This is a genomic window from Amycolatopsis sp. NPDC102389 (genome assembly GCF_044765885.1).
Classification (GTDB): Bacteria; Actinomycetota; Actinomycetes; order Mycobacteriales; family Pseudonocardiaceae; genus Amycolatopsis.
The window spans coordinates 48,555-69,109 of sequence record NZ_JBIWKX010000033.1 but is presented as its reverse complement, the minus strand read 5'-3'; the positions used below and the strand labels follow the sequence as shown (position 1 = coordinate 69,109).

The 20,555-nt window shown below is 69.4% G+C and carries 15 protein-coding genes; 4 read left to right on the top strand and 11 right to left on the bottom strand.

The features are described 5' to 3' along the window. Positions 1-53: 53 nt before the first annotated feature. Positions 54-548, bottom strand: coding sequence for an HNH endonuclease (locus ACIRGA_RS25690; RefSeq protein ID WP_007034711.1), 495 nt, complete (start codon positions 546-548; stop codon positions 54-56). Between the two features lie 419 nt (positions 549-967). On the opposite strand from ACIRGA_RS25690, the gene ACIRGA_RS25685 reads away from it, so the two are divergent. The 3 genes from ACIRGA_RS25685 to ACIRGA_RS25675 are packed head-to-tail and all read left to right on the top strand — an operon-like array spanning position 968 to position 3,914. Beyond that, complete coding sequence (locus ACIRGA_RS25685; protein ID WP_400945211.1) at positions 968-1,945, top strand: mechanosensitive ion channel family protein; 978 nt, start codon at positions 968-970, stop codon at positions 1,943-1,945. Between the two features lie 20 nt (positions 1,946-1,965). Continuing rightward, positions 1,966-2,361, top strand: coding sequence for a globin (locus ACIRGA_RS25680; RefSeq protein WP_125676391.1), 396 nt, complete (start codon positions 1,966-1,968; stop codon positions 2,359-2,361). Next, positions 2,361-3,914, top strand: coding sequence for a glycoside hydrolase family 13 protein (locus ACIRGA_RS25675; RefSeq protein WP_400945209.1), 1,554 nt, complete (start codon positions 2,361-2,363; stop codon positions 3,912-3,914). The genes ACIRGA_RS25680 and ACIRGA_RS25675 overlap by 1 nt, the downstream gene beginning before the upstream one ends. A 21-nt stretch (positions 3,915-3,935) precedes the next feature. Here the strand turns inward: ACIRGA_RS25675 and ACIRGA_RS25670 are convergent, their stop codons facing one another. Then, the gene (locus ACIRGA_RS25670) at positions 3,936-5,387 is read right to left on the bottom strand and encodes an LVIVD repeat-containing protein (protein ID WP_400945207.1); all 1,452 of its coding nucleotides are present in this window, start codon (positions 5,385-5,387) and stop codon (positions 3,936-3,938) included. A gap of 87 nt (positions 5,388-5,474) precedes the next feature. On the opposite strand from ACIRGA_RS25670, the gene ACIRGA_RS25665 reads away from it, so the two are divergent. Next, positions 5,475-6,116 (top strand): DUF305 domain-containing protein, encoded by a 642-nt coding sequence (locus ACIRGA_RS25665; protein WP_400945205.1) that lies wholly within the window; start codon positions 5,475-5,477, stop codon positions 6,114-6,116. Here the strand turns inward: ACIRGA_RS25665 and ACIRGA_RS25660 are convergent. The 9 genes from ACIRGA_RS25660 to ACIRGA_RS25620 form a co-directional block, all read right to left on the bottom strand. Next, the gene (locus tag ACIRGA_RS25660) at positions 6,113-6,403 is read right to left on the bottom strand and encodes a hypothetical protein (RefSeq protein ID WP_400945203.1); all 291 of its coding nucleotides are present in this window, start codon (positions 6,401-6,403) and stop codon (positions 6,113-6,115) included. The two genes, ACIRGA_RS25665 and ACIRGA_RS25660, sit on opposite strands and share 4 nt — an antisense overlap. Positions 6,404-6,466: 63 nt before the next feature. Then, positions 6,467-7,102 carry a hypothetical protein gene (locus ACIRGA_RS25655; protein WP_400945201.1) on the bottom strand — a complete coding sequence of 212 codons (636 nt, stop codon included), beginning with the start codon at positions 7,100-7,102 and terminating at the stop codon, positions 6,467-6,469. Further along, positions 7,095-7,514: an acyl-CoA thioesterase gene (locus ACIRGA_RS25650; protein ID WP_400945199.1), complete on the bottom strand. Its 420-nt coding sequence runs from the start codon at positions 7,512-7,514 to the stop codon at positions 7,095-7,097. The genes ACIRGA_RS25655 and ACIRGA_RS25650 overlap by 8 nt, the downstream gene beginning before the upstream one ends. Then, positions 7,514-12,487, bottom strand: coding sequence for an NAD-glutamate dehydrogenase (locus ACIRGA_RS25645; protein WP_400945197.1), 4,974 nt, complete (start codon positions 12,485-12,487; stop codon positions 7,514-7,516). The genes ACIRGA_RS25650 and ACIRGA_RS25645 overlap by 1 nt, the downstream gene beginning before the upstream one ends. 343 nt (positions 12,488-12,830) lie before the next feature. After that, positions 12,831-15,437 (bottom strand): hypothetical protein, encoded by a 2,607-nt coding sequence (locus ACIRGA_RS25640; RefSeq protein ID WP_400945195.1) that lies wholly within the window; start codon positions 15,435-15,437, stop codon positions 12,831-12,833. A 16-nt stretch (positions 15,438-15,453) separates the two neighbouring features. Continuing rightward, a complete protein-coding gene (gene ettA / locus ACIRGA_RS25635) occupies positions 15,454-17,130 on the bottom strand; it encodes an energy-dependent translational throttle protein EttA (RefSeq protein ID WP_400945193.1) in 1,677 nt (558 codons plus the stop codon). Between the two features lie 96 nt (positions 17,131-17,226). Further along, positions 17,227-17,676, bottom strand: a complete 450-nt coding sequence (locus ACIRGA_RS25630; RefSeq protein ID WP_400945191.1) for a single-stranded DNA-binding protein — start codon at positions 17,674-17,676, stop codon at positions 17,227-17,229. 186 nt (positions 17,677-17,862) lie between these two features. Beyond that, positions 17,863-18,405, bottom strand: a complete 543-nt coding sequence (locus ACIRGA_RS25625; protein ID WP_400945190.1) for a hypothetical protein — start codon at positions 18,403-18,405, stop codon at positions 17,863-17,865. A 92-nt stretch (positions 18,406-18,497) separates the two neighbouring features. Further along, a complete protein-coding gene (locus tag ACIRGA_RS25620; RefSeq protein ID WP_400945188.1) occupies positions 18,498-20,525 on the bottom strand; it encodes a cytochrome c oxidase assembly protein in 2,028 nt (675 codons plus the stop codon). Between the last annotated feature and the right edge of the window lie 30 nt (positions 20,526-20,555).

The window sequence follows — 20,555 nt, the reverse complement described above, 5'->3', positions numbered from 1 at the left end:
GCTCGCCCCGGCCGCCGAAAGGCAGCCGGGGCGCCGACGTGTTCAGGATGCGATCAGGCCGCGGTTCCCAGGTACGGCCGCCACAACGGGTCGGCCTCCTTCGAATGCGCGAGCAGCCGCCAGTGCGGCCCGTGCGGGGCCCTCGGCACGACGCGCAGGCGCCAGCCGATCTCGGAAAGCAGCTTGTCCGCCTTCCGGTGGTTGCACTTGGCGCAGCAGGCCACGCAGTTCGTCCAGCTGTGCGGGCCACCGCGACTGCGCGGGACGACGTGGTCGATCGTCTCGGCCCGTCCTCCGCAGTAGGCGCAGCGGTACCGGTCGCGGTGCATCAGCCCGGCCCTGGTCAGCGGCACCTGCGCGCGGTAGGGCACGCGCACGTAGGTGCTCAGCCGGATCACCGAAGGCACGGGCAGCGAGACCGTGGCGGCGTGCAGTTCGAGCCCTGCCGGGTCTCCGTGCACCACCTCGGCCTTGCCGCACATCACGAGGACCACCGCGCGCCGCAACGGCAGCGCCGTGAGCGGTTCGAACGTGGCGTTCAACAGCAATACCCGTCTGCGACCCCATGACGACGCTGAATTCGTAGTGGGTGCCGCCGTGGTCGACGGGTCCCGCCCTCTACGCTGTCCGGGCGGGCGGGCAACACCCCCTGGCCGCGTTCCCGGCCCGCCCGGTGGAGCCCCGTGCGAGGGGGCACCTCCCGGATGGGCGCGCAACACGACCTCCGGCGCCTGTCCGGCCACGGCTTGGCTCGGGACGCCGAGGGGGATGGGTTGTCGGTCTGGCACTCGACCACCTCCACCGGTGCAGGCATAGTCGACCACAGATCAGCCCCAAAGTGCACGTGTGTTACTGGACGTGTCACATGCGCGCGACCCGGCGGCCACATGAAGTTGGGTGTTTCGCATCCGCCGGGGCCGCGCGGCGTGACCGATCCCCGCCGAGTACGAAAGGACATTTCCTCTCCGTGAACCTGCTGCCCACCGAACCCCCGGCCTGCACGCGCGAGGCCGGCAGCCTGTGCTACCAGGTGTTCCAGGTCACAAAGAACGAATGGCTCTCCGCCTCCGCGGGCTGGCTGCTGACGAAGCCGCTCAGGATCCTGATGATCGTCGCCGTGGCGTTCCTGCTGCGCTACCTGGTGCGACGCCTGATCAACCGCGTGACGCGGATGCCGAGCGGCTCGTCGAAGCTGCCCACCCTCTTGAGACCGCTGCGGGAGAAGGCTCCCGAAGTGCTCGGGTCGGCGGTGATGGAACGACGCCGTCAGCGCGCCGCCACCATCGGCTCGGTGCTCAAGTCGATGGCGACGTTCCTGATCTACGGCCTCGCGTTCATCCTGGTGCTGGGCGAACTGGGCATCGACCTCGCGCCGATCATCGCTTCGGCGGGCATCGTCGGTGTCGCGCTCGGTTTCGGCGCGCAGAACCTGGTCAAGGACTTCCTGTCCGGCATGTTCATGATGATCGAGGACCAGTACGGCGTCGGTGACGTCGTCGACGTCGGCGAGGCGTCCGGCACCGTCGAGGCCGTCGGCCTCCGGATCACCACCTTGCGTGACATCAACGGCACCGTCTGGTACGTCCGCAACGGCGAGATACTGCGGGTCGGCAACTCGAGCCAGGGCTTCGCGGTGGCCGTCGTCGACGTCCCGCTCAGCTACTCCGCCGACGTCGAGAAGGCCACCGAGCTGATGGCGGACAAGGCGAAGACGCTCTTGGAGAGCGAAGGACTGGCGCCCAACGTGCTGGAGCCGCCGGAGATGCTCGGCGTGGAGACCGTCACCCCCGAAGGCATCAAGCTCCGCCTGACGGTGAAGGTCCGGCCGGGCAAGCAGTGGGCCGTGCAGCGCGCACTGCGGGCGCACCTGCTCGCCGCGCTCGACGAAGCCGGTTTCGAGCCGCCGCTGGGCCGCTTTATGTCCGCCGGCCCCGCCGCGCAGTAGGACAAGGGCAGAATGGAGCTGTGTCCGTGACCGAACCTGACCCCACCACCTTGTACGAAGCGATCGGCGGTGAACCCGTCTTCACCCGGATCGTCGCGCGGTTCTACGCCGAAGTCGCGGTCGACGAGGTGCTTCGCCCGCTGTATCCGGAGGAGGACCTCGGCCCGGCCGAGGAGCGTTTCCGGCTGTTCCTCATGCAGTACTGGGGCGGCCCGCACACCTACTCGGATCAGCGCGGTCACCCGCGGCTGCGGATGCGGCACGCTCCGTTCAAGATCGGCCCGATCGAACGCGACGCCTGGTTGCGCTGCATCAAGATCGCGGTCGACGAGGAGAACATCGAGGAGCCCTACCGCTCGCAGCTTTGGGCGTACCTGGAGATGGCCGCCAACAGCATGATGAACAGCTTCGTGTGATGGAGCGCGACGTGGCTTGGTGGGACCAGGCGGTCTTCTACCAGGTCTACGTGCGCTCGTTCGCCGATTCGGACGGGGACGGCGTCGGTGACCTGGAAGGCATCCGCGGCAAGCTCGGGTACCTGGAGCTGCTCGGGGTCGACGCGCTGTGGCTGACGCCGTTCTACCGCTCCCCCATGGCCGATCACGGCTACGACATCGCCGACCCGCGCGACGTCGACCCGATGTTCGGCACCCTCGGCGATTTCGACGTGCTGCTGACCGAGGCGCACAAACGCGGCATCAAGGTCACCGTCGACGTCGTCCCCAACCACACCAGCAACACCCACGCCTGGTTCAAATCGGCGATGGCGGCGCCGCCGGGGAGCCCGGAGCGGGATCGCTACATCTTCCGTGACGGCCTCGGCCCGCGCGGCGACCTGCCGCCGAACAACTGGGTCAGCGCGTTCGGCGGCCCGGCGTGGACGCGGGTGCCGGACGGCCAGTGGTACCTGCACCTGTTCTCGCCGCAGCAGCCGGACCTGAACTGGGCCAACCACGAGGTCGCCGCCGATCTGGAGCGGACCCTGCGGTTCTGGCTCGACCACGGCGTGGACGGGTTCCGCGTCGACGTCGCGCACGGCATGGCGAAACCGCCGGGCCTGCCGGACATGGACCCGCGGGTGAACCCGCTCGGGCCGAGCGAGTTCTACGATCCGCGCTTCGACAACGACCGCGTCCACGAGATCCACCAGATGATCCGCAAGGTGCTCGACGAGTACCCGGGCACCATGGCCGTCGGCGAGATCTGGGTGACCGACGAGGAGCGTCTCGCGCGCTATCTGCGGCCGGACGAACTGCACCTCGCGTTCAACTTCCGGCTCGTGCTCACGCATTTCGACGCGGACGCGCTGCGGACGGCCATCGAGCGGTCCTTGGCGGTGCCGAAATCCGCCGGAGCTCCAGCCACCTGGACGTTGGGCAACCACGACGTCTGGCGGCAGGTCAGCCGGTACGGCGGCGGCGAACGCGGCGTCCGGCGCGCCAGGGCGATGGCGCTCGTCGAGCTCGCCCTGCCCGGAGCGGTCTATCTGTACAACGGCGAAGAACTGGGGCTCGGTAACGTCGACATCCCGCCGGAAGCGCTCGCGGATCCGCGCGCGAAGACCTCCGGCCCCGAGTTCGGCCGGGACGCGTCACGGGTGCCGCTGCCGTGGGAAGGCGACCTGCCGCCGTTCGGGTTCTCGCGTAATCCGCGGACATGGCTGCCGATGCCGGCTTCCTGGGCGTCGGTGACCGTCGAAGCGCAGCTGGAGGATCCGGCGTCGACGTTGTCCCTGTACCGGCGGGCGATCGAGATCCGTAAGTCGCACAAGGCTTTTCGCGGTGACGAGCTCGAGTGGTACGGCGCCCCGGCCGGCTGTTTCGCGTTCCGGCGGCGCGGTGGCGGGCTGGTGTGCGCGCTGAACACGTCGGCGAGCCCGATCACGCTGCCGCCGGGTGAGGTACTGCTGTCGAGCGTGCCGTTGGTGAACGGGAAACTCCCGCCGGACGCGGCCGCCTGGCTCGTCTGAGCCAGGCGGCCGCTCAGGCGATCAGTTGTTCATGCCCGGGTGCAGCCTGTACTGCGTCTGGGCGTTGAACTGGTTCTGCCGGACGAACTTCGCCGGGAAGGTCCGCCAGTCGTTGAGGTCCAGGACGTCCAGGCCCTTCACGATGTCGGACGAGAAGATGTAGCCGTTGTACCAGTACGTCGACCACGTCCCACCGCCGATGAGCTTCTCGTTCGAGAGCGGGCCACGCTCCCAGAACGCGATCTCCTTCGGGTTCTTCGCGTCGGTGAAGTCCCACACCGAGACGCCGCCCTGGTACCAGGACTGGACCATGATGTCCTTGCCCGGCACCGGGATCAGCGAACCGTTGTGCGCCACGCAGTTCTCGGTCTCGGACTGCAACCGCGGGATCTTGTAGTAGCTGACGAACTCCAGCTTGCGGTCGTCGCCGCGGCCGGTGATCTGGTAGATGCCGTTGGCGCCGCGGGTGGAGCCGAACTTCTCCAGGCAGGTCGCCATCCCGCCGCCGCCGAGTTCGTCGGTGAAGACGACCTTGGTGGCGTCGTTGTTGAAGGTGGCGCTGTGCCAGAACGCGAAGTTCACGTTGTCCTGGACCCGGTTGATGACCCGCGGCTTGAGCCGGTCGGAGATGTCGATCAGGACGCCGTCACCCATGCAGGCACCGGCCATCAGGTCCTTCTCCGGCAGCGCCGTCAGGTCGTGGCAGCCCGTGGTCGCGGAGCGGCGGGTGCCGTCGGGGTTCGGGCCGCCTTCGTTGCCGCCGTCCGGGAACAGCACCGGCGTCGCGACCAGCGAGGCCTTCGCCGGCTCCTTCACCGGGACCTTGATGATCGACACCTTGTCGTGCGGCGGCTGGCAGTCGGGCAGGTTCGCCGCGGGCGCGTACGACGAGACGTAGATGTAGACGTCCTTGCCGCGCTTGTCCGGCACCAGGGTGTTGGTGTGCGAACCGCAGTCGGTCTCGACCGCGGCGACGTACTTCGGCGCCGCGAGGTTCGAGATGTCGAAGATCTTGATGCCCTCCCACGCCGACTTCTCCGACGCGGGCTTCGCGACGCTGTTGCACGAGTTGTCGCTGCGGGACGAGTCGGTCGACAGGAAGAGCAGGTCTCCGGAGATCGACACGTCGTTCTGCCCGCCGGGGCACAGGACCTGGCTGACGATCTTCGGGCGGTACGGGTTGCGGACGTCGAAGACGTTGAACCCGTCGTAGGTGCCGATGATCGCGTGGCCCTTGGTGAACGCGATGTCGGTGCCGGTCGAGTCCTTGGTGAACGGTCCCTGCTGCGGGACGTTCGCGATCGACCGGAGGTTCGGGCTGTGGACGATCTCGTCCACACCCGGGATCGTGGTCGCCGACGGTTCGGCGACGACGGCCGGCGCGACGAAAGCGCTGGAGGCCCCGAGGGCGGCGACTGCGGCCGCCGACACGAAGACCCTGGTCAAGCGACGTTTCAGCCCAGGCTGCAGCACGATATGGCTCTCCTTCCACCCAGCTTTACGAAGACCTTATTCCTTATTTAGGCTCAGCAGATACCGACCAACGGAGGAACTCCCGGGATGCGAAAAAGTTTGACATCGGCGCTGGTCGCCGCCGCTTTCCTCGTCTCGGGCTGCACCGGTGGACCGGAGCCCGCCGCACCGGCGCAGAGCGCTCCGGTGATCGTCCCCGGCAAACCCGGCGAGCAGGCGGGCACCGGCTCCCCCGGCCCGGTCGACCGCGATCAGCCGAACGAGGCCGACGTCGAGTACATGACGATGATGATCCCCCACCACCAGCAGGCGAAGGTGATGACCGATCTGGTGCCGGGCAAGACGGCGAACGAGCAGATCCGGGCGATCGCCGGGCGGATCTCCGTCGCGCAGGACGGCGAGGTCGCGATGATGAAGACCTGGCTGGCCGATCGCGGCAAGCCGGTGCCGGGCGAAGGGCACGCCGGGCACGGCGGAGGGCACGATCACGCGCTCATGCCGGGGATGGCGACCGAGGCCCAGCTGGCGGATCTGCGCGCGGCGAGCGGGGCGGCGTTCGAAAAGCTGTTCCTCGACCTGATGATCGCGCATCACCAGGGCGCGCTGACGATGGCCGAAGCCCAGCTCGGCAAGGGCGTGGAGGTCAAGGCGCAGGAGATGGCGCAGGAGGTCATCACCGGCCAGACCGCCGAGATCGAGCGGATGAAGACCATGCGCTCGAAGCTCTAGGCGTCGCCGGAGCCCATATCGCCGAAACCGGAGTCGCCGGAGTCGTCGTCGAGAGTGCCCGAGACGATCCAGGTCGCCAGCGCGGCGGCCTGGACGTAGGGCGCCGCCTTCGCCGCGGCCCGTCCGGCACTCTTGGCGCGGCCCCACTTCTCCGGGCGTTCGGCGCGTTCGGGCGCCTCCTCGCCCGGCGGGCGCTCGGTCCGCCACGGAGTCTCCTCCGGCCGGACCTCGGCGAGGAAGTCCGCGGTCGGGTCCTCGCCGTCCTTACCAGCGTCCTTGTCGGTCATGGAGACAGCCTGACACCGCGGGCGGCCGGAAGCCACCCGCGGCGTGAAGCGGTAAGAAAGCCGTCAGAACAGCAGCGGCAAAAGCGCGTGGCGGCGCTTGAGGACGGCGCCGTACCGGGCGTCGATGCGCATCCACGAATCCGTCGCGGTGACACGGACGACGTCACCGTCGATCGACGAGTCCACGAAACCCATCCCCGACAACGCGAACAGGCACCGCATCTGGACCTTGATCTCCAGCTCGTTGCCCGAAACGGTGAGCACCGCCTGGTCCATCAGCGACGCCGGCGGCGTGCCGTGCGGGCCGACGTTGTCGCGGGCGAGGGTGACCCCGCGCTCGGCCAGCTCCGAGATCACCGTCGCCGGCAGTTCGTCCACCAGCTGCCAGCGGCCGGGGGCGGGCAGCTCCGAATGCCACATCAGGTCGCGGGCCGGGCCCGGATCCATCCGCTCGCCGCCGGCGACGGTCAGCGCGGCGAGCAGCTCGTTCCCGGACACGGTGATGTCCGACGGCGTGATGTCGCCGGCGACGGCCCTGGTGGCGAGGACCTCGAACGGCGTGGCGCACCACGCCTCGACGACGCCGTCACCACGCTGCCGCAGCCGCACCAGCGTGTTCTGGTCGAGCCGGACCGCCCTGGCCACGAACGCGCCGAGCGTTTCGCGGTCGCCCGCGTCCGGGATGACGAGCTCAGGCATCCGCGAACCCCTTCTCCAGGAAGGCGCGTTCGTCCTCGGTCAGCCGCCGGGGCCGCTCCGACCCGGTGTCGTACGGCGCGAGCACCGTCTCCGCGGTGACCGCGACCTTGTCGGACTCGGCGGGCCCGGCGTGCACCCGATAGCCGAGCGTGAAGCTGGCGTGCTTCAAGTCCTTCAACGAGATCTCCACCCGGATGTCCTGATCGGACACCACGATCGGCGAACGGTAATGGACGGCCAGCTTCACCACCACGATGCCCTTCGGCAGTTCGGTGAGCCCTGCCCGGACGGCGTCCCCGAACAGCAGGGGAATCCGTGCCTCTTCGAGCAGGGTCACCATGTTCGCGTGGTTGACGTGCCCGTAGACGTCCATATCCGACCAGCGTGGCCGGATCAGGGAAATGTAGCTCACTACCTCACCGTGCTCCGGATCTGCCTCGCCGCCACCGACAGCGTCGCCAGGTCGAGCTTGCCGAACTGGCTGATCTCGTCCAGCGCGACACGGGCCCGCTGCAGCCGTGAGGCGTTCGTCTTCTCCCAGTGGGCGATCTTCTCGTCCGGGTCGGTGCCCGAATCGCTGTGCCGCAACGCGTCCAGCGTGATCGTCCGCAAGGAACCGTAGACGTCGTCCCGCAGCGCCAGCCGCGCGAGCGCGTGCCAGCGGTTGCCGCGTTCGAGACCGCTGATCGACGTCAGCATCTTGTCGATGCCGAGGTGGTCGGACAGCGCGTAGTACAGGCCCGCGGTCTCCGCCGGGGTGTGCACCGCGTCGATCCCCGCCTGCTGCTCGGCCAGCTCCGCGACGTCGGTGACGTCGAGCAGGCCGTAGGTGTGCAGCAGCAGCGCCACCCGTCCGGCGAGTTCCGCCGGAACGCCCTTCTCGATCAGCCGCTCGGTGTTCGCGTCCACCGAAGCGCACTCGACACCGCGAAGCAGCTCGTGCGCCCTCGGGGCCAGCTCGCCGACGACCCGGCCGAACCGGTTGATCTCGGCGAGCGGGGCCAGCGGCTGCGGCCGGTTGGTGAGGAACCAGCGGGCGGCCCGGTCGAGCAGCCTGCGGGTCTCGAGCATCATCTCGTCCGCGACCTCGGTCGCCACGACGTTGTCCAGCGCGTCGATCTGGGCCCACAGCGAGGGCAGGTCGTACACGTGGGTGACCACGGCGTACGCGCGGACGGCGTCGGTCGCGGTCGCGTTCATCTCCTCCATCAGGCGGAAGACGTACGAGATCCCGGCGCCGTCGACGACCTCGTTGGCCACCATCGTCGTGATGATCTCGCGCTTCAGCGGGTGCTGGAAGATCGCGTCGCCGAAGCGCTCCCGAAGCGGCTTCGGGAAGTACTCGGGCAGACGGCGCGAGAACACCTCGGAGTCCGGCAGCTCGCTGGCCAGCAGCTCGTCCTTCAGGTCGAGCTTGACGTGCGCGAGCAGCGTCGCCAACTCCGGCGAAGTGAGGCCCTCGCCCGCCTTCTCCAGGGCACGGAACTCCGCCGAACTCGGCAGCGCTTCGAGCTTGCGGTCGAAAGCGCCCTTCGCGACGAGCGCCGCGACGAGCCGCTGGTGCACCGAGACCATCGGGCCGGCGTGCGCCCGGCTGACCCCGAGCACGGCGTTCTGCCGGTAGTTGTCGGCCAGCACCAGCTCGCCGACCTCGTCGGTCATCTGCTCGAGCAGTTCGTTGCGCTGCTCGGCGCCCAGCGATCCGGTCGAGACCAGGTGATCCAGCAGGATCTTGATGTTGACCTCGTGGTCGGAGCAGTCGACGCCCGCCGAGTTGTCGAGCGCGTCGGTGTTGATCTTGCCGCCCGCGCGGGCGAACTCGATCCGGCCGAGCTGGGTCAGGCCCAGGTTCCCGCCCTCGCCGACGACCTTGACGCGAAGCTGGTTGCCGTTGACGCGCAGGGCGTCGTTGGCCTTGTCCCCGGCGTCGGCGTGGGTCTCGTTCTCGGCCTTGACGTAGGTGCCGATGCCGCCGTTCCACAGCAGCTCGACCGGTGCCAGCAGGATCGCCTGCATCAGGTCGTTGGGCGCCAGTTTCGTGACGTCGTCACCGAGGCCGAGCGCCTCGCGGACCTGCGGGCTGATCGGGATCGTCTTCGCCGAGCGCGAGTAGATCCCGCCGCCTTCGCTGATCAGCGAGCGGTCGTAGTCCTCCCACGACGAACGCGGCAGATCGAACAGCCTGCGCCGCTCGGCGAACGAGGTCGCCGAATCCGGGTTCGGGTCGAGGAAGATGTGCATGTGGTTGAACGCGGCCACGAGCCGGATGTGCTCCGAGAGCAGCATTCCGTTGCCGAAGACGTCACCCATCATGTCGCCGATGCCGACGACGGTGAAGTCCTCGGTCTGGGTGTCCTTGCCCAGCTCGCGGAAGTTCCGCTTGACGCTCTCCCAAGCGCCCTTCGCGGTGATGCCCATGGCCTTGTGGTCGTAGCCGACCGAGCCACCGGACGCGAAGGCGTCGCCGAGCCAGAAACCGTAGTTCGCCGAGACCTCGTTCGCGATGTCGGAGAACTTCGCGGTGCCCTTGTCCGCGGCGACCACGAGGTAGCTGTCGTCGCCGTCGTGGCGGACCACGCGCGGCGCCGGGACGGTCTTGCCCTCGACCCGGTTGTCGGTCACGTCGAGCAGGCCGGAAATGAACATCCGGTAGCAGGCGATGCCCTCGTTCAGCTGGGCGTCGCGGTCCAGACCGGCGTCACCCGTGGCCGTCGGCGGGCGCTTCACGACGAAGCCGCCCTTCGCGCCGACAGGCACGATGACCGCGTTCTTGACCGCCTGCGCCTTGACCAGGCCGAGGATCTCCGTGCGGAAGTCCTCCCGGCGGTCGGACCACCGCAGGCCACCGCGCGCGACGTCGCCGAAGCGCAGGTGCACACCCTCGATCCGGGGCGAGTACACGAAGATCTCGTACTTCGGCCGCGGCTCGGGCAGCTCGGGCACCGCGCTCGGGTCGAGCTTGAGCGCCAGGTACTGGCGGGAATTCCCGTCCCCGTCGGTGACGTGGTAGTTCGTGCGCAGGGTCGCGAGGATGACCGCCATCAGCCGTCGCAGGATCCGGTCCTCGTCGAGGCTCGTCACCTCGTCGACCAGCTTGCCGATCTCGGTGGTGAGCTGATCGGCCTGCGACGCGCGGGCCTCGTCGCCGAGCGTGAGGTCGAAACGGGTCTCGAACAGCCGCACCAGCGCGGTGGCGATGTCGGTGTGCGCGAGGACGGTGTTCTCGATGTACTCCTGCGAGAACGGGATCTTCGTCTGGCGCAGGTACCGCGAATACGCCCGCAGGATGGCCGCCTGGCGCCAGGTGAGCCCGGCGCGCAGGACGAGACCGTTGAAGCCGTCGACCTCGCAGTCGCCGCGCCAGGCGGCGTGGAAGGCGTCCTGGAAGCGGGTGCGGAGGTCGTCGTCCGCGTGGTCCAGGACCTGCGGATCGATCCGCAGGCCGAAGTCGTAGATCCAGGACCGGCCGCCGTCCTCGCGGCGCAGTTCGTACGGCCGCTCGTCGACGACCTCGACGCCCATCCGCTGCAGGACCGGGAGCACCTGGGAGAGGGTGACGCCCTCGCCGCGCAGGTACAGCTTGAAGCGCCGCTCCCCCGCCTCGGCGTCGGCGGGCAGGTAGAACGACATCGAGAGGTCGCCCTCGTCGGTCAGCGACTCCAGGGCGCGGAGGTCCGCGAGCGCTTCGAGCGCGGTGAAGTCCTCCTTGTAGCCCTCGGGGAACACCGCGGCGAACCGCTGCCCCTGCTCGCCCGCGGACTCCTCGACCAGCAGGCCGATCGCGACGCCGCTGTCGCCGGCGCGCTCGCGGCGCTCGGCGAGGATCGCCTCGACCATCCGGTCGTCCCAGCTGCGAACGGCTTCGTTGAGCCGTTCCTGGATGCGCAGGGTGTCCGGTTCGGAGCGCTGCGACGGATCGGTGTGCACGATGAAGTGCACCTGCGCGAGCACGGTCTCGCCGATGCGCGCGCTGTACTCCAGTTGCGTGCCTTCGAGCTCTTCGAGCAGGACCTCCTGCATCGCGAGCCGCGAACGGGTCGTGTAGCGGTCACGCGGGAGGTACACGAGGCACGAGTAGAAACGGCCGTACGGGTCGCGGCGCAGGAACAGGCGCAGCCGTCTGCGATCCGAAAGCGTGATCGCGCCCGTCGTCGTCGAGTAGAGCGAGTCGGTGTCGGCCGAGAAGAGGTCCGCGCGCGGCCAGTTCTGCAGCACTTCGAGCATCCGCTGGCCGGAGAAGGACTCCATCGGGAAGCCCGCGCGGTGGATGACCTCGCGGACCCGGTTGCAGACCACCGGGATGTCGAGCACGTTCTCGTGCAGCGCGGTGGTGGTGAACATGCCGAGGAACCGGTGCTCGCCGGTGACGTTCCCGTTGTCGTCGAACGTTTTCACGCCGACGTAGTACGGATACACCGGGCGGTGCACGGTGGACGGCGCACTCGCCTGGGTCAGCACCAGCAGCGTCGGCGCGAGCGCGGAGGCCGCCGTGTCCGGACCGGCGGTGAGGCTGCGCGCGGCCAGGCTGTCCTGGCGCAGCACGCCCAGCCCGGTGGCGAGGACCGCGCGCAGGGCGGGTTCGTCGCTGTCCGGGTGCGGGTTGTCGATCAGCTCGTAACGGCGGTAGCCGAGGAACGTGAAGTGGCCCTCGGCCAGCCAGCGCAGCAGCCGGGCGCCCTCCGCGACCTCGTGCCCGGGCAGCCGCGGCGGGTTCCCGTCCAGCTCGTCGGCCAGGCGGCGCGCCGTCTCCGTCATCTTGTCGGTGTCCTCGACGACCTCGCGGACGTCACCCAGCACCGAAGACAGCCGGTTGTCCAGCTCGCGGGCCCGGTTCGGGTCCGTGACCAGGTCGATCTCGATGTACATCCACGACTCGGCGGCCGAATTCGCCGGCGGCTCCGCCGGGTCGGCGTCCGGGTGGACCTCCAGCAGCTCACCGGTCAGATCGCGGGTCACCACCACGATCGGGTGCACGATGCGCTGCACCTGCACCCCGTCCCGCGCGAACTCGGCCGCGACCGAATCCACGAGGTACGGCATGTCGTCCGTGACGACCTGCACGACGGTGGCCTCACGCGTCCAGCCGTCTTCGGGCCCCGTCGGGTTCAGCAACCGCACCGCGGGGCGGCCGGGCATCCGGTCCTTCGCGAGCTGCAGGTGCGAACGGACGGCGCCGACGAGGTCGACCGGGTCGTCACCGAGAATCTCTTCGGCCGGGATGTGCCGGTAGTACAAGCGGATCAAGTCGCCGATCTCCGGGGCGTACGCCGCGGCGGCGTCGATCAGGTCGTCCCGGATCTGCTCCGGGTTCGCCGACCGGCGCCGGGCGCCATCCTCGGTGCCGACATCTTTTCCGGGCGGGGACGAGACTCCCGTCGAGCTCATTTGAGGCAACTCTCCACTGTAGCGAGATTGACACCGCGACCGGCACGACTCTGTACCGGCCAAGACCCAACCTACAGCTCCGGACAGTCGGCTCCACAAGGCCGGGTCATTCCCGCCCGTCGAAGATTTCCCTGCTCAGATACCGGAATCGCCGTGATCGGTTCAGCTACTCGCCGGTCACATCGGCGGTCTGTCCGGGCCGGCCGACACCTGGCCGCACCGGGGTGACCAGCACCCATTGCCGCGCGACGCCTCGGCGAGCGATCTCACCCGGTCAGCTGAATCGTTCAAGCCGACTGCGTCTCCCCTCGCGGTGAGCAAGGGACCTTTGCTACCGCCGGGGTCAGTCGCTCCCGTTGGCGCGGTGCCGGTCGTGGCCGTTGACCGGACGCTTTCCCGAGTCCTGGGAGCCGAGCTGCTTCACGAGAGCGGCGGCGCTGGCGGTGCCCGCCTGATGTTCGGCGAGCGCGCGGGCGAGCAGGTCGGCGAGACCGGCGTCCGGCGGCGGTTCGTCCTCCGCGATCGCGCGGGCGTAGCTCTCCGGGAACGGCGTGATCGGCCGCCAGGAACCGGTGTCGGTCAGCGGGTCCAACGCCGGTGGCATCCGCAACCGCGGCAGCCAGGGATCCGCGACCTCTTCCTTGGCGGTCGGGCGCGGGTTCTCCTGGGCACCGCCGCCAGGCGACGGATCTTCCCGAGGCGGCGGAGCGAGTGGGACGGCGGGTTCGCTGTACTCGACCGGAGGCTGTTCCCGGCGGGCACGGCCGGTGTCGGCGCGTTCTTCGATCACGGGCTCGGGGTGCACGGGATCCGCGGCGCCGTCCGCACGGCGACGGCCACCCCCCTGTCCGCCGGTGCTCGAGATCCCGAGCCGGTCCAGCACCGATTTCGCCGCCACGGAACCGTGTTCGGCGTCGTGCCTGGTCTTGCGCGAAGCGGGCGCCGAAGACCGGCGAGCGCGCTCTTCGGCCGCCCACTCGTCGCTCTCCCACAACGGCGCGGCGGTACCGGGCGGACGCGGCGGCGAGGCCTCCGCCGCCATCCGCGGCCGGGGCTCGGCCGCGGGCTCGGGAGCGAGAAGCAATTCCGGGACGACGGCTTCCGAAGCCGCCGGCTCCTCGGTCCGGGCAGGAGTCTCGGGCCGCACGGGCGCCTCTGGCCGCGCAGGCGTCTCGGCCTGGACAGGCGCCTCGGCGTCGGGCCGCCGCCGCGCGGCCGGGGTTTCCGGCTGGGCGACCGTTGGTTCGGACTTGACGGCCTCGCGAGCCGCAGGAGTCTCCGGACGGCGTCGACGCCCGGACTCCGCTACCGGACGCGAAACGGCCTGTGGCGCGGGTTCCGGTTTCGGCGGCGGCATCAGTTTCGGCGCGGCGGGTTCGGCCTTGGGCTCGAACCTGATCGACGGCTTGACCTTCTTCGGCACCCGACGACGCCAGTCGCTGTCGGACGCCGCCACTTCCCGAGCGGGCTCCGGACGGGACGGCGGCTTCAATACCGGCGCTTCGGTCTTTTCCGCGACCGGCACCGCAGGACGCTCCACCGGACGCGGTGGCTCGGCTTGACGCGAAGGTTCGGCGGGACGCGGCGGCTCGACCTGAGCCTGCCGCACCGGCGCGGGTTCCGCCGGCCTGCTCTGCCGCACGGGCCGCGACTCGCGACGGACCGGCGGCTCGGCCGCGGCCCGCTTCGGCGGTGCCACGTCGATCGGCGGCATCACCGCGGTCACTTCGGCCGCTTCCGGCGCGGGAACCGGCGTCGGAGCGGACGGCGGTGTGGGCACGGCGGACGACCGCGCGGCGACGGACCGCAGGACGTCGTCGAGGTCGACAGCGGCGTTCTCGGCGGAGCCGAACTCGCCGACCAGGACATTGCACGCCTGCCTGCGCGCACGGGCGTGCAGATGCTCGGCGGCCCGCGAACGGTGCAGGCAGCCGATGGCCTCTTCGGCCCGGCCGAGCCGTTCCTCGATCTGCGCGAGCTCCAGCCACAGCCGTGCCGTGACGGCGTGCAGGTCGTGGTCCCCGGTCCCGGCGACCGCCTCGCGGACGAGCATCCCCGCGGCCTCACCGGATCCCGCGGGCAGCAGGACACGGGTGGCCACCGCCAGCCGCAGCCACGCGGCCGGGGCGATGCCCGCGGCCCGGACGGGGGCATCGAGGATCGGCTGCGCGACCTCCAGCGCCATCTCCGCGTCGCCCCGGTCCAGCAACGTGCAGACCAGTTGCAGGATCAGCCTGATCCGGACGAGACCGCCGTCGTCCTCGGGGTTTCCGAGCTTTTCGAGCATGCCCAGCCCGGTCCGCGCGGCATCGGCGGCCGCCGTCAGGTCTCCGTGACGGCGACGGTGCGCCGACACCCCGACCCGCAGCATCGCGCGGATCAGCAGCTGCGAGTCCGCTGTCATCGAGCCGTCGCCAAGCACGAGCTTGTCCGCCTCGGCGAGCACCCGGTCCAGCTCCGCCTTCCGGCCGAACTGCGCCAGACAGCCGACGAGGTGGCACAACGCCTCGGCGCGGTGCGACGGCGAAACCGCCGGATCCGCCAGCAACGGACGCAACGCGGCCAGCCCGGTCAGCGGGATGCCGACGCTGCGCGCGCAGACCGCCAAGTCGATCCTCAGCCGGGCGGCGATGTCGCCGTAGCCCGCGTGTTCCGCGGCACGCAGGGCGGCCACGGCGCGGCCGACCGTCCGGGGACGGCCACCGAGCCGCACCCGGGCGCTCACCACCAGGCTCTCCGCGCGGATCCACTGCTCGTCGGCCCCGGCGGCCTCGGCGAGCGCGGCCGCGCGCTCCCCGAGGACCAGGGCGAGCTCGGGCGCCCTGAGGTGCAGGGCGTCCGCGCGTTCGATCAACCTGCCGACAGCGGACAGGGTTCCCCCGGTGGCAGCCGTCCGCCCACCCACCATGGTGGTGGGCGAGCCCGGCCGTTGGCGCTTGCTGGCTTCCACGGGGAACCCCCGGCCCTCAGTCGCGGGTCAGCTTGCGATGGGTGACGCGGTGCGGACGAGCCGCCTCGGCACCGAGACGCTCGACCTTGTTCTTCTCGTAGCCCTCGAAGTTACCTTCGAACCAGAACCATTGCGAGGGGTTCTCGTCCGTGCCTTCCCAGGCGAGGATGTGCGTCGCGACCCGGTCGAGGAACCACCGGTCGTGCGAGATGACCACGGCGCAACCGGGGAACTGCTCGAGAGCGTTCTCCAGCGAGCCCAGGGTCTCGACGTCCAGGTCGTTCGTCGGCTCGTCGAGCAGGATCAGGTTCCCGCCCTGCTTGAGGGTCAGCGCCAGGTTCAGCCGGTTGCGCTCACCGCCGGAGAGCACGCCCGCCGGCTTCTGCTGGTCCGGGCCCTTGAAACCGAACGCGCTGACATAGGCACGCGAAGGCATTTCGGTCTGCCCGACGTGGATGTAGTCCAGCTTGTCCGAAACCAACTCCCATACCGTCTTCTTCGGGTCGATCCCGCCGCGGTTCTGGTCCACATAGGACAGTTTGACCGTCTCGCCGATCTTGACCCGGCCGTCGTCCGGCTCCTCGAGCCCGACGATCGTCTTGAACAGGGTCGTCTTGCCGACACCGTTCGGCCCGATCACGCCGACGATGCCGTTGCGCGGCAGGTCGAACGACAGCCCGTCGATCAGCACACGGTCGTCGAAACCCTTGCGCAGCTTCTCGACCTCGACGACCACGCTGCCCAGCCGGGGCCCCGGCGGGATCTGGATCTCTTCGAAGTCGAGCTTGCGGTGCTTGTCCGCCTCCGCGGCCATCTCCTCGTAGCGGTCGAGCCGGGACCGCGACTTGGTCTGACGCGCCTTGGCGTTGGACCGGACCCAGTCGAGCTCGGACTTCAGCCGCTTCGCGAGCTTGGCGTCCTTCTTGCCCTGGACTTCGAGGCGCTCGCGCTTCTTCTCCAGGTACGTCGAGTAGTTGCCCTCGTAGCCGACGACACGGCCGCGGTCGAGCTCCATGATCCACTCGGCGACGTTGTCCAGGAAGTACCGGTCGTGCGTGACGGCGAGGACGGCGCCGGCGTAGTTCGCCAGGAACTGTTCCAGCCACAGCACGCTTTCGGCGTCCAGATGGTTGGTGGGCTCGTCGAGGAGCAGCAGGTCGGGCGCGGACAGGAGCAGCTTGCACAGCGCGACCCGGCGGCGCTCACCACCGGAGAGGTGGGTGACCGGCTCGTCCGGCGGCGGGCAGCGCAGGGCGTCCATCGCCTGCTCGACCGTGGAGTCGATCTCCCAAGCGTCGGCGTGGTCGAGCTCCTCCTGGAGCTTGCCCATCTCCTCCATCAGCTCGTCGCTGTAGTCGGTCGCCATGAGCTCGGCGACCTCGTTGAAGCGATTGAGCTTGACCTTGATGTCGCCCAGGCCCTCTTCGACGTTCTCTCGGACGGTCTTTTCCTCGTTGAGCTCCGGCTCCTGCATGAGGATGCCGACGCTGGCGCCAGGCTGGAGGAAGGCTTCGCCGTTACTGGCCTGCTCGATCCCCGCCATGATCTTCAGAACGGTGGACTTACCCGCGCCGTTCGGCCCCACCACGCCGATCTTGGCGCCGGGGTAGAACGCGGTGCTGACGTCGTCGAGGATGACCTTGTCCCCGACGGTCTTGCGCACCTTCTTCATGGTGTAGATGAACTCGGCCATACAAACGATCGTAGAGCGAGCCGATCGCGGCCTTGACGGCGGTCACCACCGAGCTACCGACAGTCAGCCCGATATCACTGAGTGAGCATCGGCACCTCACCCCACGGGTGCGTCCTCCAGTGCGATGACCATGGGATTCCCCGCGGGCGGCGGTACCGACGGGATCGCCCTGGGCCGATCCCGTCCCATCCGGTGGATCTCGGCCGAGCACCGCGCGAGGTTGGGGCCGATGGAGAAGGCCTCAAGCTCAGGTAGACCCAGAGGTGCCGGGATCTCCTCCGCCGTCTCGGCACCGCGAAGCCGCCCGGCCACGATCACCGGGTCGCCCTTGCTCAGGCAGGAGAACGCCGCCATCGCCAGCTTGCGCCAGCAGGTGACCTTGACCGCGAGCTGCCGCCCCTCGCCCCACTCCCCTCTTTCCTTGTCGTACCGGCGCTCGACACTGCGCAAGCCGAACGACACGACGTCGTGCCCGTGCACCCGCTCCGGATGGTGGATCGGTTCGCTGGTCAGGTTGCCGATCATGGTCACCCACGTTTCGCCCATCGCCATCACACTCGCCCTTCTCCTCGACCCGGGACCTTCCCGGTGTTTCCCTTGATCACAGACTGCCCCGGATCAAGGGCGTAAAAGGACGTGAGCCGGATCTGTGGACAACTCCGGGCGATGTGGGCTTCCTGTGGACAACTCGGACCGGAAAACGGCAACAGCGACGGAGATGTGGTAGCGGACTTACCGGTCCCGCGTCAGCTTGTACGTCGTGAAATCGAGGATCAGCTGGTCGCCCTGGACTTCGACGAAAAGCGAGAGCGGTGGCGGCGGGTTTCGCAGGTAGGCGACCGCGGACTCGGTGAACCGGACCTTGTCGTCGCTGAGCCTGGTGATGCCCCGCGGTTCTTCGAGCTTGGCGAGCCATTCGGCGTGTCCTGGGTCCACCACGGCGGTGTACGTCTTCGTGGCCCTGCCGGGACTCCGTTCGACGGCACGGAGGTAGTCGGCGTATCGAGCGTGGTCGAGGACGGCGCGGACGGCCGCGTCACACGTCGGCAACCCGACGGCCACCTGCGCCGAATCGAAGTAGGTTCCCTGGGGGACCCGGGCGTACGCGAGCCACACCCCTCCGGCGGTCCCGATGGCATGGCCGACGGGGTAACCGCCGGGCTCTCCGTCGTCGACGCACACGTACACGATCTTTTCGGGACCGTCGTGCTCTGTTTTGAGAAAAAGGTTCCGTTGCTCCAGAAGCTTGCGGACGGCCGCTCCGACGTCTGCCACTGCGCTCTCCCCACGATGGTGAACCTGCACTGAAACCCAGGTTCCCACCGTGGAAGGCGCCGCGGCCCGCTTGTCCTGTTGCGGCCAAAGCGCTACGAGCCGGAGCCAGGCCCCCGACCCTGATCGGCGAGTTTCTTCAGCATCGCGTTGTAGGCGTTCAGATCCGCGTCGCCCGAGGCCTCCTCGCGGCGATCCCGGCGCCGCGCCTCCCGCTCGTCCTGACGCGCCCACTGCACCAGCAGCGCGACGAGCACCAGCAGCACCGGCAGCTCACCGGACGCCCACGCGATCCCGCCGCCGAGCCGCTGATCGGTCAGCAGATCGGTGACCCACGGCAGTTTCAGCCCGCGGTAGAAGTCCTGCCCGAGCACGGTCTGCATGCTCATCAGCGCGATGCCGAAGAACGCGTGGAACGGCATGGCGGCGAACATCATCCCCAGCCGTCCCAGCGGCGGGAGCCGTCGTGGCGCCGGGTCGACACCGATCACCGGCCAGTAGAAGACGTACCCGGCGAGCAGGAAGTGCGCGTTCATCGCCAGATGTGCCCAGTGGTAGTTCAGCGCGGCGTCGAACAGGCCCGAGAAGTACAGGCCGTAGAAGGAACCGACGAACAGCAGCAGCGCGACGATCGGATGCGTCAGGAACCGGGAAAGCGGCGAGTGCACGAACGCGAGCAGCCATTCACGCGGTCCGGGCGGGGCGTCCTTGCCCGCCGCGGGCAGCGCGCGCAGCGCGAGCGTCACGGGTCCGCCGAGCACGAACAGCACCGGCGCCACCATGGACAGCAACATGTGGTTGCCCATGTGCACGCTGAACATCGCGGGCGCGTACCGCCCGATGCCGGACGACGTCGCGATCAGCAGCACGAAACAGCCCCCGAGCCAGGCGACCGTCCGGCCGGTGGCCCAGGTGTCGCCGCGGCGCCGCAGCCGCCGGACCCCGGCGAGGTACAGCCCGGCGAGAACGAGCGCGAGGGTGCCGTAGACGAGGTCGAACCGCCAGTCCGTGAGCAGCCGGAAGACGGTCGGCGGACCGTAGAGGTCGTAGCCGATCAACAGTTCCGTGGTCGACGGCTGGATGAGCGATTCCTGCGGCGGCGGGGTCTTCGCGAGTCCGGTGGCGATGCCGATCGTGATGAACATGATCAGCACCTCGACCGCGGCGAGCCGCAGCAACTGACCGCCGCCGGCGCCGTTCACCAGCCCGGCGACGCCCTTCTGCCGTTGCTGATGCCCGAAGACGCCGAGCAGCAGCAGCGCGACGATCTTCGCGACCACCAGCAGGCCGTAGTCCGTGGTGAACAGGTCGGCGATCCTGATCCGCACCAGCGCGTTGACGATGCCGGAGACCGCCATCACGATCCAGCAGACCAGTGCCAGCTTGGAAAACCGCGTCGCGGCGAGCTTGAGGTTCTCGCCGCGGCGCCAGCCGAGCGCGAGCAGCGCCACCAGGCCGCCGACCCACAACGCGGCGGCGACCAGGTGGTACAGCAGGCTGTTGGTCGCCATGTCGTGCGAGCCGCCGCTCGCGGAATGCCCCGTGACCGCGACCGGCACGAGGCCGCCGACGGACAGGAAGAAGACCACCGTCGTCCAGCCCCAGGTCAGCGCGAGACGGCAGCCGAGCGCGACCAGCAGCGCGATCAACGCGGTGAACAGCCAGGCTTTGGGCTGCTCGATGGCGTCCACGAGGTCGATCAGCACCTGCGGCGAGAGCACCTCGGTGAACGGGCGCCCCGCGCCGTCGGCGGCGGAGAAGAAGATCGACGCGGCGGCCGCGAAGAACCAGACCCACGCGGCGGCGCCCGCGACGCGGATGGCCGCGTAACCGTCGGCCGCCAGCGTGCCGGATTTCTGCGGCGGGACGAGGAACGCGGCGAGCAGCAGCGAACCCACGCACAGCACCGAAGCCGCCTCCGCGAGCACCCGGACGACGGTGATGCCGTAGCGGGTCACCAGCCCCGGGTCCGGGAGTCCGGCGATGACGTAACCAGCGCCACCGGTCAGCGCGACCAGGCCGACGGCCACCACCGCGGCCAGGAGCGCCCCGATCGACACCAGCGGCAGGACACCGGCCTTCCGCGCGGATGGGGCCGGTTTCGTCTCGGGGTCTGAAGGCACGTCACGAGGGTATGCCGGGCGCGCAACCGG

Bases quoted from the DNA above. Each gene is read 5' to 3' on its own strand.
- ACIRGA_RS25675 (WP_400945209.1), top strand. From the start codon at position 2,361: ATGGAGCGCGACGTGGCTTGGTGGGACCAGGCGGTCTTCTACCAGGTC.
- ACIRGA_RS25665 (WP_400945205.1), top strand. From the start codon at position 5,475: ATGCGAAAAAGTTTGACATCGGCGCTGGTCGCCGCCGCTTTCCTCGTC.
- ACIRGA_RS25660 (WP_400945203.1), bottom strand. From the start codon at position 6,403: ATGACCGACAAGGACGCTGGTAAGGACGGCGAGGACCCGACCGCGGAC.
- ACIRGA_RS25655 (WP_400945201.1), bottom strand. From the start codon at position 7,102: ATGCCTGAGCTCGTCATCCCGGACGCGGGCGACCGCGAAACGCTCGGC.
- ACIRGA_RS25645 (WP_400945197.1), bottom strand. From the start codon at position 12,487: ATGAGCTCGACGGGAGTCTCGTCCCCGCCCGGAAAAGATGTCGGCACC.
- ettA (WP_400945193.1), bottom strand. From the start codon at position 17,130: ATGGCCGAGTTCATCTACACCATGAAGAAGGTGCGCAAGACCGTCGGG.
- ACIRGA_RS25630 (WP_400945191.1), bottom strand. From the start codon at position 17,676: ATGGGCGAAACGTGGGTGACCATGATCGGCAACCTGACCAGCGAACCG.